Origin of the sequence: Xanthomonas sp. WHRI 7064 (genome assembly GCF_040202355.2) — a bacterium.
Classification (GTDB): Bacteria; Pseudomonadota; Gammaproteobacteria; order Xanthomonadales; family Xanthomonadaceae; genus Xanthomonas; species Xanthomonas arboricola.
The window spans coordinates 3907007-3921129 of sequence record NZ_CP167821.1 but is presented as its reverse complement, the minus strand read 5'-3'; the positions used below and the strand labels follow the sequence as shown (position 1 = coordinate 3921129).

Annotated in this window: 12 protein-coding genes; 8 read left to right on the top strand and 4 right to left on the bottom strand. The window is 66.4% G+C overall.

Features of this window, described 5'->3' with window-relative positions; genetic code table 11:
- Positions 1-64 precede the first annotated feature (64 nt).
- From ABQY74_RS16645 to ABQY74_RS16630, 4 genes are all read right to left on the bottom strand, one after another.
- Entirely contained in the window at positions 65-793 is a 729-nt protein-coding gene (locus ABQY74_RS16645; protein WP_102583488.1) for a UTRA domain-containing protein, read from the bottom strand.
- Between the two features lie 105 nt (positions 794-898).
- Positions 899-1474, bottom strand: a complete 576-nt coding sequence (gene pnuC / locus ABQY74_RS16640; RefSeq protein WP_349792380.1) for a nicotinamide riboside transporter PnuC — start codon at positions 1472-1474, stop codon at positions 899-901.
- 200 nt (positions 1475-1674) lie between these two features.
- On the bottom strand, positions 1675-3840 hold the full coding sequence (locus ABQY74_RS16635; RefSeq protein WP_349792378.1) for a TonB-dependent receptor: 2166 nt from the start codon (positions 3838-3840) through the stop codon (positions 1675-1677).
- Between the two features lie 32 nt (positions 3841-3872).
- Positions 3873-5033 carry an aminoglycoside phosphotransferase family protein gene (locus ABQY74_RS16630; protein WP_349792376.1) on the bottom strand — a complete coding sequence of 387 codons (1161 nt, stop codon included), beginning with the start codon at positions 5031-5033 and terminating at the stop codon, positions 3873-3875.
- Positions 5034-5389: 356 nt separating this feature from the next.
- On the opposite strand from ABQY74_RS16630, the gene ABQY74_RS16625 reads away from it, so the two are divergent.
- From ABQY74_RS16625 to ABQY74_RS16590, 8 genes are all read left to right on the top strand, one after another.
- Positions 5390-6229 carry a glycosyltransferase family 2 protein gene (locus ABQY74_RS16625; protein WP_349792374.1) on the top strand — a complete coding sequence of 280 codons (840 nt, stop codon included), beginning with the start codon at positions 5390-5392 and terminating at the stop codon, positions 6227-6229.
- Between the two features lie 130 nt (positions 6230-6359).
- The gene (locus tag ABQY74_RS16620; RefSeq protein WP_181109748.1) at positions 6360-7391 is read left to right on the top strand and encodes a hypothetical protein; all 1032 of its coding nucleotides are present in this window, start codon (positions 6360-6362) and stop codon (positions 7389-7391) included.
- Between the two features lie 13 nt (positions 7392-7404).
- On the top strand, positions 7405-9312 hold the full coding sequence (locus ABQY74_RS16615; protein ID WP_039518961.1) for a glycosyltransferase family 2 protein: 1908 nt from the start codon (positions 7405-7407) through the stop codon (positions 9310-9312).
- A gap of 49 nt (positions 9313-9361) precedes the next feature.
- A complete protein-coding gene (locus ABQY74_RS16610) occupies positions 9362-10648 on the top strand; it encodes a hypothetical protein (protein WP_181098391.1) in 1287 nt (428 codons plus the stop codon).
- Positions 10630-11598: a glycosidase-like protein gene (locus tag ABQY74_RS16605; RefSeq protein ID WP_349792370.1), complete on the top strand. Its 969-nt coding sequence runs from the start codon at positions 10630-10632 to the stop codon at positions 11596-11598. Before ABQY74_RS16610 ends, ABQY74_RS16605 begins: the two co-directional genes overlap by 19 nt.
- Positions 11599-11760: 162 nt before the next feature.
- Complete coding sequence (gene pncB, locus ABQY74_RS16600; RefSeq protein WP_102596697.1) at positions 11761-12957, top strand: nicotinate phosphoribosyltransferase; 1197 nt, start codon at positions 11761-11763, stop codon at positions 12955-12957.
- Positions 12958-13132: 175 nt separating this feature from the next.
- The gene (gene bcsD, locus ABQY74_RS16595) at positions 13133-13588 is read left to right on the top strand and encodes a cellulose biosynthesis protein BcsD (protein ID WP_349792368.1); all 456 of its coding nucleotides are present in this window, start codon (positions 13133-13135) and stop codon (positions 13586-13588) included.
- Positions 13589-13616: 28 nt separating this feature from the next.
- On the top strand, positions 13617-14090 hold the full coding sequence (locus ABQY74_RS16590; protein ID WP_349792366.1) for a hypothetical protein: 474 nt from the start codon (positions 13617-13619) through the stop codon (positions 14088-14090).
- The last annotated feature ends 33 nt before the right edge of the window (positions 14091-14123 follow it).

The window sequence follows — 14123 nt, the reverse complement described above, 5'->3', positions numbered from 1 at the left end:
AACGAAGAAAGCAGCGCGTGATGCTCACCATCGATTCCCGATTCCCGATTCCCGATTCCCGGCGCTAAAGCGCCGACCGCATCGGTGCCTCGGTGCGTACCACCACATCCAGCGCATCGTGGCGCCAGGATTCGATATCCAGTTCCACCGCGCGGCCGTCTTCGGCGAAGCTGATCCGCTGCAGCCGGAAGCAGGGTGTGCCGGTGGTGGACTGCAGCAACAGGGCTTGCGCGGCATCCAGCCCGGCCGGATGCATCGACAATTGCGCGCGGCTCAGGAACAGCCCGAGTTTCTGGTTGAACACGCTCGACAGCGAGCCGGCCAGGTCGTGCTCCAGCAGGCCCGGTGCCCAGGCGGCCAGCACCACGTTGGTTTCCAGCAGTACCGCGCGGCGGTCGATCCAGCGCCGGCGTTGCAGCACGAAGACTTCTTCGTACGGCGTCTCCAGCCGTAGTGCGGCCGCGTAGGCGGCCCCCGCGGCCTGACGGGTAGCACTCAACAACTCGGTGCGCGGTTTGCGCCCTTGCGCCGCCACGTACTGCATGAAGCCGGCGATGCTGGTGGGGTCGTAGCGCACGCGCGGTGCGCTGACGAACCAGCCGCGCCGGTTCTCGCGGTAAATGCGGCCCTGCGCTTCCAGTTGCTGCAAGGCCTCACGCAAGGTGATGCGGGTGCAGCCGAAGCGTTCGGCAAGCTCGCGCTCTACCGGCAGGCGCTGATCCGGGCCCCATTCGCCGGCGGCGATCTGCGCGGAGACGATTTCGGTGATGGCGTGTTGGCGCGACGCGCTCATGCGGCGATCCGCCGATGGTGGCTGCGGCGCAGGTGCAAGGCAGTTGGGTGAGAGAGGTGCATGCGGCGATGGTAAAGAAGAACGCGCCCGCAAACTGCAGGTGGCTCAGGCAAGGCCTGCCGGGTTCTGCTGCTGTTGGGTTTTCCAGCTGCGCCATCCATACAGCGCCAGCAGCACGAAGCCTGCATACAGCAGTGCGGTGGGGTACAGCCCCTTGCTGACGAACACGCCCACGTAGACGCAATCGAGCACGACCCACAGTATCCAGTTGGCGATGCGCTTGCGTGCGGCCCAGACGCTGGCGACCAGGCTGAAGCTGGCCAGCGCTGCGTCCAGCCACGGCAGTGCGGCATCGGTGCGGTGATGCATATAGGCACCGAGCGCGGCGGCGAACACCGCACCGATGCACAGCGAGATCCACAGCTCCGCCTGCGGCATCGGCAACGGGCGAATGCGTGTCTGTGCGGCCATCCCGCGCTGCCACTGCCACCAGCCGTACAGCTGGGTCAGCACGTAGACGCCTTGCAGCAGCATGTCCGAGTACAGCTTCCACTGATAGAACAGCCATGCATACAGCGCCACCGCCACGATGCCGACCGGCCAGCACCAGCGAATGCGCCGCGCGGTCAGCCAGACACCGAGCAGGTTGATCACGACGGCGGCAGATTCGAGCAATGACATGGAAGGTCTGGGGGAGGATGTCTGATGGAAGAAGGATCGAGGGCAGGGACGCAGAACAGTTCAACGCAATCGTGCGAGCAGGCCGAGCGCATTCACCGCCTGTAGCCGATACCTGCAGCGCACTCGGCCCGCGCAGCACTGCTGTCGCGTAACCCATGCAGCTCGGACGTCAGCGGATCGCATGGCCGCAGCGGCTGCGTTTAGAAGTCCAGCTGCACAGTCAGACGCGCCGTGCGCGGCGCGCCCGGGAACAGATAGGCATCGCCCTGGTATTCGCCGCTATCGCGCCAGTAGCGCTTGTCGAACACGTTGTCCACGTTCAGGCGCCAGGTGGTGGCCAGCCCGCCCAGCGCGGTGGCGTAACGCGCGCCCAGGTTGGCCACCGTGTAGGCCGGCACGCTGGCATTGCCGAGCCGGTCGGCGAACTTGCGCCCGCTGTATTGCACGCCTGCCAGCAGCGCCAGGCCATCGATGCCGGGCACGCTGTAATCGGCCTGCAGGCTGGCGCGCAGCTTGGGCACGTTGATGGCCTGATGGCCTTCGTACTCGGCAATGTCGGTGTCTTCGGCGCGCGCGCGGATCGCCGCGACGCTGGCGAAGATGCGCAGCTGCGCGGTGGCCGCGCCATCGGCCGACAACTCCAGGCCGCGGTTGTGCAGGCGGCCCTGTTGCACATAGCGCAGGCCACCATCGACCTGCGGCTGGGTGAACTGGTAGGCCTGGCGGATGTCGAACAGCGCCGCGCCCAGGCGCAGGCCGTCGAGCTCGAATTTTGCGCCGGTCTCCAGCTGGTAGGCATTGGTCGGTGGCAGGATCTCATCGGCGTTGTCGGCAAACCACGGGGCGGTGCCGCCGGCGGCCAGACTCTTGGCGTAGCTGGCGTACAGCGATACCTGCTGCTGCGGTTTGAACAGCAGCGCGGCCTGCGGCAGCAGCGTGTCCTTGCGCGTGCGTCGCTCCAGCACGCCATCGCGGTCGAAGCTGCGCTCGTCCAGGCGCACGTAACGCGCGCCCAGCGACAGCTCCCATTGCGGTCCCAGCCCGATCCGGTCGGCGACCACCAGGGCACGTTGGCGGCTGTCCAGGCGGCGTTGCTTCGGGTCCAGCGCGACGTCGGTCTGTGCAAACACCTCCGGGTCGCGGTCGATGCTGCCGCTGCCGACGAATTCATTGACCGAACCGAAGTGATCGATGGTGCGGCGCAGCCAATCGCCGCCGATGCTCAGGCGGTGATCCAGCGCGCCGGTGACTACATGGCCTTCCACGGTGGCGCGCAGTTGATCGTGCACGCGGGTGTCGTCGGGGCTGCGGTAGTCGTAGACGTCGTACTCGCCTTGCGCGCTGAAGAAGTTCGGGGTGACGATATCGGCGCAACTGGCCGCGCCATAGCAGCCCCAGGCGAACGCGGAGAAATCGTTGATCACCGAACGGCTGCGTGACGCTTCAGCGGTGGCGCGCCAGTTGTCGTTGAATTGGTAGGCGTAGCGCAGCTGCGCATTGAGCGAATCCATCTCTACCGGCCGCGACCACGGCTGGTAGCCGAGCAGGCGATGCACATCGATGTCGCGCGGTACCTGGGTGCCGCCCAAGAGTTGATAACCCGGCACCGAGCGTTGCTGGCGATGCTGATACTCCACATCCAGCTGCAGCAGCGACTGCGGGCTGATCTTCCAGTCGCCGGCCAGCGATAGGAAATTGCGATAACCGTCGGCGTGGTCGACATAGCTGTTGATGTCTTCGCGCGCGGCATTGACGCGCAGGCCCAGGCTGCGCTCGGCGCCGAACCAGTCGCCCAGGTCGGCGGCCACATAGCGCGAACCCTGCTCGTCGGTGCCCAGGGTCACGCTGCGCACGTGCTCGGGCCGCTTGGTGCGGTAGTCGATCAGCCCGGCCGGTTCGTTGACACCCGATTGCAGCCCGGCCAGGCCCTTGAGGATCTGCACCTGCTGCTTGTTTTCCAGCGCGATGGATTGCTCGCCCACCGCGCTCAGGCCGTTGATGCGGTAACTGTTGGCGGCGTTGAGCGAATAGCCACGCACGACGAAATTCTCGTAGTAGCCGATCGGGGCGTAGGCGTCGCCGGCGGAGGCATCGGCGCGCAATACCTCGCTGAGCACGCGTGCCTGACGGTCGAGCAATTGCTGGCGCTCGATCACCGCGATCGAGGCCGGCGCATCCAGCAGCCGCGTGGCGCCAAAGCCGGTCAAGGCCGTGTTGGCGTCGGCGCGTTCGCCACGCACGTTCACCGCATCCAGTTCGACCGCCTCGGCACCGGGTTGTTGCTGCGCGAGTGCAGGCGTGGCGATGCACAGCGCAAGTGCAAGTGCAAGCGGGCGGCGGTGGGGCAGGAGGGCGGGCAGGTGCATGCGCAGGGCTCGAAAAGGAAGAGGAAAAACGCTCATGGCACCCGGCGCGCGCGTGCGCGCAGGTGATCGAGCAGGCACTGGCCATCGGCGCTGGCAAACCAGTCCGCATGGCCGAGCAGGTAACGGTGATAAGCGATATCGGCGTTGTCGTCCGAGCGGGTGATGCCGGCGAAGTATTCGATCTCGCTCAGGGCGAAGTCGGCATGCACGATCGGCAGCAAGGCCGCCAGCTGCCGCAGCTGCGCGGCGCCCAGCGCGCAGTGCCGCGCGTAGCCATCCAGCAAGGCGTCGAGTTGCTCCAGCTGCGGCTGCGCGCGCTGCCCCGCATCCAGGTTCAACCATGGGATCAGATTGCGTTCGATCGCCGTGGCCAGGTCAAACATCGCAAAGCTGCGGTCGCACAGGCCGAAGTCGAACACCGCGCTGACCTCGACGTCGCCATCGTCGTGCGTGCGCCACAGCAGGTTGGAGGCATGCCAGTCGCCATGCGTCCACAGCGGCGGCAGGGCGCCGGGCGCCGACAGCACCGGCCAGGCCCGGGCGTGCCAGGGCAGCAGGTGGTCGGTCAGGTCGCGGCGCCAGGGCCGGTCCTGAAAATCGGCGGCCAGGCCGGGGCGCGACAGCAAGGCCTGTTCCACCGCCCGGAGCGGGTCGGCCTGCGCGAACAGGGCCAGGTTGGCCACCAGCACGCTGCTGCGGCGTGGCGGCGCATCGAACCCTTGCGCTGCCAGATGCAGGCGTGCCAGCGCGGCACCCGCCGCCGACGCATGCGGGGCGCTGGTAAAGGGCGTCCACGACAAGGCATCCCGATACAGGTCCTGGCCGAGCCCTGCGCGCTGTACTTCGTAGACCCAGTCCGCATCGGCCAGGGCGGTGCGGCCCGCGGCATCGTGCAGCACCTCGACCACCGGTGCGCCGGCCCAGCGCAGATGCGCCATGAAGACGTGCTCTTCGCGCAACGCAGCGACATTGCGCACGCTGCGGTGATGCCGCTTGACGATGAGCGTGCCGCTGGCGGTGTCCACGCAGGCGGCGGCAGAAAACGGGCGGGCGCTATGCCAGCGAATCAGTTCGCCACCGACGGGAACGGAAAAGTGCTGCAGCACGCGACGGATTTCGTCGGCGGTCAACACCGGCCAGTCGGGCAGCGCCAATTCCAGGCTCATGCCATGCACCTGATGCGAGGTGCTCATGCGCCCGGCTCCGGCAATGCGGTGCGAGTCAGTGGTATAGACCAGTCGATCGGTGCCGAAGCGGCGGACCCGGCGCGCGCGCCGGCGACAACACGGACGGCGCTGCCAGGCCGTCGTTGCGGCGCGCGCGCCATCAGGCGGTTGCGCTGCAGGGGATGAAAAGGCAGCGCAACACCGAAAGGTCGCTGGCCGTCATCTCGACACTAAAAAATGTGGGACGCGCCGTGGGCGGCGCCTGCGCAAAACCGCTGGGCGGTTCCGGGCGCGCAGTATGCCTGCTGCTGCTGCCAGCCGCCATGTCGGCGCTGGCAGACGCACGATGGCGTTGCGCCGCCCCGGCACCGGATAATGGCCGGATGACTCCCGTCCAGATTGCCGCCGTCGTCGTCACCTATCAGAGCAGCAGCACCATCGATGCGTGCCTGGCGCGGCTGCGCGCGGCCGAGGGCATCAGCGAGATCCGGGTGGTCGACAACGCTTCCAGTGACGACACCCTGGTGGTCGTGCAGCGGCATGCGCTGGCCGATGCGCGGCTGCACTTCATCGCCAATCCCGACAACCCGGGTTTTGCGAGCGCCTGCAACCAGGGCGCGCGCGACTCGCAGGCGCCCTGGCTGGTGTTCATCAACCCGGACCTGATGATCGAGCGCGACACATTGGCGCAACTGTGCGCACGCGCGTCCGGGCACACGGCGGTGCTGTTGGGCGTGGAGCAGGTGGACGAGCACGGGCAGCCGGATGCCGCGGTGCGCCGCCGCGATCCGGATTTTGCGGCGATGCTGCGCGCACCGCGCGCGGCCGTCCAGCTGGCGGTGCCGGCCGATCCGTCTGCGCCCCTGCAGGTGGTGGACGCCATTTCCGGTGCCTTGATGCTGATGCAACGCAGCCTGTTCGACCGGCTCGACGGCTGGGACGGTGCCTACCGCCTGCACGCCGAAGACCTGGACCTGTGCCGGCGTGCGCGTCAGGCCGGCGCGCTGGTGGCGGTGGCCAACGATCTACGGGTCGTGCACGTGCGCGGCGTGTCCAGTCGTGCGCGGCCGTTCTTTGTCGAGTGGCACAAACACCGCGGCCTGTGGCGCTATTTCCGCAAGTTCGAGGCGGGCCAGCGGGGGCTGCTCACCTGGCTTGGCGTATGGCTGGCGATCTGGACCCACGCCGCCGCCCAGGTGCCGCGATTGTTGCAAAAGAGATGAGCTCGCTCGCGTTAAATTTGTGATAAATCAGTGATGGGTGGCGGCACTTAACTGTGATACGTTTCGCCTCGAAGTGTGATCAATCACTAGCTTCCTGTCCCTTCCGGGTCCCCCATCAGGAATCGTGCAAATGTCCTTACAGAACGACCCACAATTGCGGGTACGTCAGCCGTGCGCCGCCGCGCTGCAGTCCAGTCCGGTTGTCTCGCCCTCTTCTCTAGATTCAACCGCTCGCCGCGTGCCGGTGGCTGCGCTGTCGGCGCTCGCGCTGAGCTGCCTGATGGCGGCCTTGCCGGACACGGCCGTGGCAGGCGCCTGGACCCAGCCGCAGGGCGACACCCTGGTGATCGTCAAGGCGCTGCATAGCGATGGCCGCGGTTGGTTCGACGACAGCCATCACCGCACCACGTTTGGTGACGGCCAACAATTCGACGGAAACGGGCGTAGCCGCCAGGACCAGCTGAATGTCTACGTCGAGCATGGCTTGACCGACAAGCTGAGCTTCATCGGCAATTTCTATTTCACCGAAGTCGGTTTCAGCAATTACGGCGGCGATGGCCGGACCCGCACCAGCACCACTGGTCTCGCGGACCAGGAAGTTGGCCTGCGCTATGCGCTGCCGAGCGCGCAAGAGGACGTCTGGCGCAGCTCGGTGCAGGCATTGGTCAGCATCCCGGCCTACGGCCGCAGCAAGACCTACCATCCGAATAATCCCGAAGCGAATTCCGATCCTGCGCTTGGCCTTGGCGACTATGGCCTGGAGCTGCGGTACAGCCGCGGCCGTGGTTACACGCTGGGCGGGCGCAACGGCTACGTCGATCTAGGTGGCGCGGTGCGCCTGCGCGGCAGTGCCGCTTCCGACGAAGTGCGGGTGGACGCGTCTACCGGCCTGAGCCTGACCCCGAGCTGGTTGCTGCTCGGCGAAGTCAACGTGATCCAGGGTCTGGGCAACGGACGCAACAACTTTGACGTGCCCGGCTCTGCTGGCGGCGTCGGCTTCGTCGCTACCGGCACCAACTACGACCTCACCAAGCTGCAGCTGTCCACGCTGTACACCGCGCCGGGCGGCAGTCAGTGGCAGGTGGGATATCAGCAACCAGTGATGGGCCGCAACACCGCTGCCGCAGGTGGGCCATTTGTGGCCGCCTGGTGGCGGTTCTAAGGACGCCACGACAATGACGGTCACCTGCGAAATGGACGCGCTGGGACGAGCACCGGACATCGGCCGCGAACGCGGTCTGTTGGGTCGCGCGCTGGTCACGGCAGGCGTCATCACCGACGAACAGCTGCGCTCGGCGCTGGCGTTGCAGCAACGCTGGAACTCGCGCCTGGGCGATGTGATCCTGGCCCAGCGCGGCGTGCCGGCGCAGCGGTTCTACGCCATCGTTGCCGCGCACTTCGGCCTTGAGTTCATCGATCTGGTACAGCAGCCGCCGGATCCGGAACTGCTCACTCCCGGCGATCTGGAAAGTTACGCGCAGCGCTTGCTGCTGCCGTGGCGTCGCGAAGACGGCGTGCTGGTGCTGGCCGTGGCCGATCCCGACCCGGCGGTGTTTGCCTGGGCGCGTGCGCACTATGGCGAGGACGTGCGTTTTGTCGGCACCGCCAAGTTCGACATCATCTGGAGCCTGCAGCGTTACGCCGACGAGCAGCTCACCGACAACGCACTGAACCTGCTCGCCGCGCATGCGCCGACCTATTCGGCGCGCCAGGTAGTCACGCGCGGACAGAAGTTCACGCTGTGGGCGATCGCCGCGGTGCTGGTGATCGCCATGGTGCTGTTTCCGGTGCCGGCCCTGATCACCGTCAACGTGCTGGTGGCGCTGGGCTTTCTGGCGACCTTCGGGCTGAAGCTGTTGCTGGTGTGGTTCGGCTCGCGCCACCGCATCGACATCAAGGTCACCGAAGATGAAGTGGCCGCGCTGCGCGATGACGACCTGCCGGTCTATACCGTGTTGGTGCCGATGTACAAGGAGCCGGAAGTCCTGCCGATCCTGGCCAATGCGTTGCGCAAGCTGGATTACCCGATCAGCAAGCTCGACGTGAAGCTGGTGCTGGAGGCGGACGATTTTGACACCATCGAGGCCGCCAAGAAACTCGGCCTGGAGGCGTTCTTCGAAATCATCCGGGTGCCGCCGTCGCAGCCCAAGACCAAGCCCAAGGCCTGCAACTACGCGCTGCATTTTGCCCGCGGCGAACTGCTCACCATCTACGACGCCGAAGACAAGCCCGAGCCGGATCAGCTCAAGCGCGTGGTGGCCGCGTTCCGCAAGGCCGAAAAGGATGTGGTGTGCATCCAGGCGCGGTTGAACTACTACAACGCCGACGAGAACTGGCTGACGCGGATGTTCACGCTGGAGTACACGCTCTGGTTCGATTTCTACCTGCCGGCGCTGGAATACCTGCGCATTCCGATTCCGTTGGGCGGCACCTCCAACCACTTCCGTCTGGATGTGTTGCGCCAAGTGCGCGCGTGGGACCCGTACAACGTCACCGAAGACGCCGACCTGGGCGTGCGGCTGATCCAGAACGGCTACCGCGTCAACGTGGTCAATTCCACCACGTTCGAAGAAGCCAACGTCAGCATTCCCAACTGGATCCGGCAGCGTTCGCGCTGGCTCAAGGGCTATATGCAGACCTGGCTGGTGCACATGCGCGACCCGGTGCATCTGTATCGCAGCACCGGGTTCAAGGGCTTTTGGGGCTTTCAGTTCTTTATTGGCGGCGGTTTCTTCACCGCGTTGGGCGTGCCGGTGCTGTGGGCGCTGTATGTGGTCTGGGCAGTCACCGGGACAACCGCGTTCGAGCGCTTTTTCCCGCCGTGGCTGGCGACCGTGTCGTTGGTCAATCTGTTGTTGGCCAATGCGTTCTTCATCTACATCACGCTGGTGGCTGCGTTCAAACGCGACTACTTCAAGCTGGCGCCCTACGCGCTGACCGTGCCGTTCTATTGGGCGCTGCAGTCGATCGCCGCTTACAAGGGTCTCTGGCAGCTGATCCACAATCCGTTCTACTGGGAGAAGACCACTCATGGCATCAGCAAGCATTCGGAAAACGAGCGCCGCGCCGCACTCGAAGAGTGAGTCGGCAGTTTCGCGTCGTCACAGCGGGCTGCCGGCGTTTCTGGTTGCCGTGGTGGCCCTGTCGCTGCTGAGCCAGCCGTTGCTGCTGCAGTCGGTCGGCTCCGCCGCACCGGCAATCGCACCAGCAGCCGGCTTGCCGGCAACCGGCTTGTTGTCGTGGGCGATCAATCTGGGGCTGGACAGCTGGAACCTGCCGTTCCAGGTCTGGCCATTCCTGGCGGTCGCCGCCAACGCGCTGTTCCTGTCGCTGCTGTGGCGCGATCTGGCCGGTGTGTTCGGGCGCGGTTGGGCCAGTGGTTTGACCCTGCTGGTGGGCTGCAATCCACTGTTCCTGCTGCCGATCGCCGCAGGCGGAAGCCAGGCGGTGGGTCTGCTGGCGTTCTACGGCTTGTGCCGCACCCTGCGCCGCCTGCAGACGCCGGTAGAGGCCTTCACCTATCTGCGCATCGCCGGTTGGTTGTGCATCCTGCTGTGCCTGGATCTGCAGACACTGGCGCTGTCGACGATGGTGGCACCGTGGTTGCTGCTGGTGATGCCGCCGCAGATGCTGCGCAAGGCGCCGGGTTCGTTCTACCTGGTGTGCTACCTGCCGTTCGCGTTTCTGGTCGGTATGTGGGCCTACGTCAATCTGACCGTGTTCAACGCACCGTGGCCGACGCTGTCCAGCATCGGGCAGGGTGCGCATCCGCTGCCGTTGCCGCTGGCCGAGCATGCGCAAGGCTGGTTGCCGGCCGTGCGCTGGGGCGTGGCGGCGGTGGTCTGCTTCCCGGTGCTGGCGTTGCTGGCCCGCAGCCGCAGCAGTGCGCTCACGCGCGGCGTGCTGGCCAGTGCCGGCACCGTGATCTGTGCGGCGGCGTTGTCGTTCGCCTTCGGCTGGGCCGGGTTCGACGCCTTGCTGCTGCTGTGGGTGCCGGCAGCGTTGCTGCTGCGCGCACTGCATGCCGATCAGCGTAGTCAGGCCGCTGGCCTGCTGTTGCTGGGCCTGATCGGTGCGGCCTGGGTACAGCCGCAGGGGTGGGGTAGCTGGATGCGTGCGGCGCCTGCCGATGCGCAATCCTTGCTGCAGGGCGAGCCGGTGGTCATGCGCGCGCCGGTATCGTTGCCGACCGGCGCGGCGACGCCGGCAGCGGACGCCGTGCAGGCGCAGCCCACAGCTGCGACTGCCGCGAATGTGGCCGCACCCACGCAGCTCGCTGCCGGTGCCACCACGCCTGCTGACACCGCTGCAATGGTGCAGCCGGACAAGAACACTGCGGTCATCGGTGCAATGGACTGTGCGCCTACCACGACCGCGTCCACCACCGAGGCATCTGCCACATGTTCAAACGCGTTCTGAGCGCCGCGTTTCTGGTCGGGGCGTGCATGCTGGTCAATGGCTGCAACGCCGATGCATCGACGTGGATGGGCGCCAACGTCAAGGTCTCGGCCAATGCGCCGTGGGAAAGCGAGGCGGCGGGGCAGTCGCTGGACGCGCTGGCCAAGACCGGCGCCAGCAAGGCGTTGCTGGTCGCGTTTGTGTGGCAGGCCAACCCGCAGTCGAACGACCCGGTGCTGGGTAGCGACAGCAGCTTGGAGGCCATGCGCGCGGCGTTGCGGCAGAGCCACCAGGCCGGCCTGCAGGCCACGCTCAAGGTGCATGTGTGGATCCCCGGGCATTGGGCCGGCGACACCGCGCCCACCGACCAGGCAGCCTGGTTTGCAGCGTATCAGAACGCGTTGTTGCCGTTGGCCAGACTGGCCGAAGACGAGCACGCCGAAGCGCTGGTGATCGGCACCGAACTGCGCAAGCTGCAAGACGCGCCGCAGTGGCCCGGTCTGGTGGCGGAAGTGCGCAAGGTCTACCACGGCAAGCTGCTGTATGTGGCCGACGGCATGGAGCACGCCGAAAGCTTCCGCTACTGGTCCTTGTTCGATGCGGTGGGCACCAGCCTGTATCCGCGTCTGTCCGAAGCGGCCGGCACGCGCACGGCCGAGATGAACGCCGCCGCGCAGCGCCTGCAGCAACTGGGCCAGCGCGTCGGCAAGCCGGTGTGGGTGGCAGAGCTGGGCCTGCGTTCTGCACGCGGCAGCCTGGCCGCGCCCTGGGAGAGCCCGGAGCAACGCGCCGCTGCAGTGGACACCCGCCTGCAACTGCAGGTGTTGCAGCAGTGGCGCAAGGTGCTGCAGGCGCATGGCGTGGAAGGCATCGCGCTGTGGTGCTGGTACACCGACCCCAAGGCCGGTGGCCCGGGCGACAGCGACTTCACCGTGCAGGGCAAACCAGCGCAGCAGGTGCTGGCGCGCTGAGCGATGGCGCCTGGCACTCTCCAGGGAAGTGCCAGGCGCAATTGCCGAGGTGACTTGCCTGGCAAATCGACAGGCGCACCGCCGCTGCGCAGCGCAGCGCTTCCCGAGGCATCAGCGGATTTGCACGCAGTGCGATCGCCGCTGCGGGCATAATCCGGCAGCATGATCATCCATTCGCTGCTCGACACCGACCTGTATAAATTCACCATGATGCAGGCGGTGCTGCATCAGCATCCGGCCGCACAGGTCGACTACCGCTTCAAGTGCCGCACGCCCGGCGTGGATCTGGCCCAGTTCATCGACGAAATTTCGCGCGAGATCGATGCGCTGTGCCGGCTGCGGCTGCGCGAGGACGAAGTGGCTTATCTGCGCGGCCTGCGCTTCATCAAGCCGGACTTTGCCGACTTCCTGGCGCTGTTCCATCTGGACCGCAAATACCTGCAGCTGTCGGCATCGACCACCCACCCGGGCGAGATCGAACTGACCATCCGCGGCCCGTGGCTGCATACCATCCTGTTCGAAGTGCCGTTGCTGGCGATCATCAACGAGGTGTGGTTCCGCAACACCTCCGAGCCGGATTACGAAGAAGGCCGTAGCCGCCTGCGCGAGAAAGTGAGCAGCCTGCGCAGCATGCCGGCCGGCTGCAAGATCGCCGACTACGGCACCCGGCGGCGCTATTCGCGGCACTGGCACGGTGAGCTGCTGCCGTTGCTGCGCGATGGCCTGGGCGAGCAGTTCGTCGGCACCAGCAATGTGTATTTCGCCAAGCATTACGGCCTGACCCCGCTGGGCACGATGGCGCACGAGTACCTGCAGGCGTTCCAGGCACTGGGGCCGCGGTTGCGCGACTCGCAGGTGGCCGCGCTGGAATCGTGGGCGCGCGAGTACCGCGGCGATCTGGGCATCGCCCTGTCCGATGTGGTTGGGCTGGACGCGTTCCTGCGCGACTTCGATCTGTATTTCTGCAAGTTGTTCGACGGCATGCGGCATGATTCGGGCGACCCGTTCGAATGGGGCGAGCGCGTCATCGCCCACCTGCAGGCACACCGCATCGACCCCGCGACGAAGGTGCTGGTGTTCAGCGATGGCCTCAACATCGACAAGGTGATGCGGCTGTACGCGCACTTCCACACGCGCTGTCGGCTGGCGTTCGGGGTCGGTACCAGCCTCACCAACGACCTGGGGCCGACACCGCTGCAGATCGTGATCAAGATGGTCCGCTGCAATGGCCAGCCGGTGGCAAAGCTCAGCGACTCGCCGGGCAAGAGCATGTGCGAAGACGCCGGTTACCTGCGCTATCTGCGCGATGTGTTCGGCCTGCCGCCGATGCCGGAAGCGGGTGACCACCCGCGGCAGTAACTGACGTGTAGCGGCAGCTTGTGCCGAGGCCTGACAGAGCTGTCAGGGAATGGCCGAAAAAAATGCGATGCAGCGCTCAATTGGCCGCATGGGTTCGTTAACATTGGCATCACGCTTGCTTCACTTCTGATGCACGCGATGTTGATGTACGGCCTCCTTCCCGCGCGACGTCTCAATGACTGCACCCGACCCATTGTCGCTGTACCGCGCGCGCAGCTGCTCCCGGCAGTGGCTGGGCTTTGTGCGTGCGATGGCCGCCGAGTTCGGCGCCGAGTTGCCCGAGGATGATCTGGCGCCGTTGATGGCGCGCATCGGCCGGCGCTTCGCGCGCGAGCACCGGCTGGCGCACTGCACGACCCTGGACGAGATGCAGCAGGCCGCCAACGCAGTGTGGGAGCGCTGCGATTGGGGCCGGTGCACGATGCACGAACACGCCGACCACGTGCGGATCCAGCACGCCAGCGCGCCGTTGAGCGTGGCACTGGATGGCGCGGCGTGGAGCGATGGGTTCCTGCAGGGCGTGTACGAAGGATGGTTCCAGCAACTGGGGATGCTGGCAGGCCTGGCGGTGCAGACCGCGCCAGGCGACAGCGTCGATCTGCGCAACTTCGTGTTGATGCGGACGGCATGAAGGGCTGAAGTCGGGCAAGGGGAGTGTGATGGCACCGAAGAACAACAAGGCAGCATCCGGGCATGACGATGTGTCCGGCCTGTTCGCGCGGTTGGGGACGCCGGCGAGCGAGGGTTATCAGGATTTCGCCCACACCCAGCTGCCGCCGCGCAGGCCGGGAGTGACGCAAACCCCGGTCCCGGCAGCGGTCGAACAGACCCCCGCTGCGACGGATACCGCGCAGACGCCAGCGACGCTGCCGGCGCCCGCGGCATCAGTGCCTTCCGTGCAATCAGTGCCGGCGGCGCATCGGTCAGTGCCTGTCGAAGAGACGGCAGGCACGCCGCTCGATGCGCTCGCGCCGCTGCGCAAATTGCGCCAGCTCGATGAGCCCGCAGCGCCTGCAGCGCAGCCGGGCGAGCGCCAGGCGCAGACGCCGTTGGAGCGCTTGTTCCAGCGCCTGCTGCAGGCCGATGCGCCCAGCGCGACGCAAAGCCCGCTGCAGCGACTGCGCTCGCGTTGATCAGCACCACCGTGTGACTTCCGGCAAGCGCCA

What these genes read in the sequence shown, in the direction of transcription:
- ABQY74_RS16645 (WP_102583488.1), bottom strand. Translation starts at nt 793, where the DNA reads ATGAGCGCGTCGCGCCAACACGCCATCACCGAAATCGTCTCCGCGCAG.
- ABQY74_RS16635 (WP_349792378.1), bottom strand. Translation starts at nt 3,840, where the DNA reads ATGCACCTGCCCGCCCTCCTGCCCCACCGCCGCCCGCTTGCACTTGCA.
- ABQY74_RS16615 (WP_039518961.1), top strand. Translation starts at nt 7,405, where the DNA reads ATGACGGTCACCTGCGAAATGGACGCGCTGGGACGAGCACCGGACATC.
- bcsD (WP_349792368.1), top strand. Translation starts at nt 13,133, where the DNA reads ATGACTGCACCCGACCCATTGTCGCTGTACCGCGCGCGCAGCTGCTCC.
- ABQY74_RS16605 (WP_349792370.1), top strand. Translation starts at nt 10,630, where the DNA reads ATGTTCAAACGCGTTCTGAGCGCCGCGTTTCTGGTCGGGGCGTGCATG.
- ABQY74_RS16590 (WP_349792366.1), top strand. Translation starts at nt 13,617, where the DNA reads ATGGCACCGAAGAACAACAAGGCAGCATCCGGGCATGACGATGTGTCC.
- ABQY74_RS16630 (WP_349792376.1), bottom strand. Translation starts at nt 5,033, where the DNA reads ATGAGCACCTCGCATCAGGTGCATGGCATGAGCCTGGAATTGGCGCTG.
- ABQY74_RS16620 (WP_181109748.1), top strand. Translation starts at nt 6,360, where the DNA reads ATGTCCTTACAGAACGACCCACAATTGCGGGTACGTCAGCCGTGCGCC.
- pncB (WP_102596697.1), top strand. Translation starts at nt 11,761, where the DNA reads ATGATCATCCATTCGCTGCTCGACACCGACCTGTATAAATTCACCATG.
- ABQY74_RS16625 (WP_349792374.1), top strand. Translation starts at nt 5,390, where the DNA reads ATGACTCCCGTCCAGATTGCCGCCGTCGTCGTCACCTATCAGAGCAGC.
- pnuC (WP_349792380.1), bottom strand. Translation starts at nt 1,474, where the DNA reads ATGTCATTGCTCGAATCTGCCGCCGTCGTGATCAACCTGCTCGGTGTC.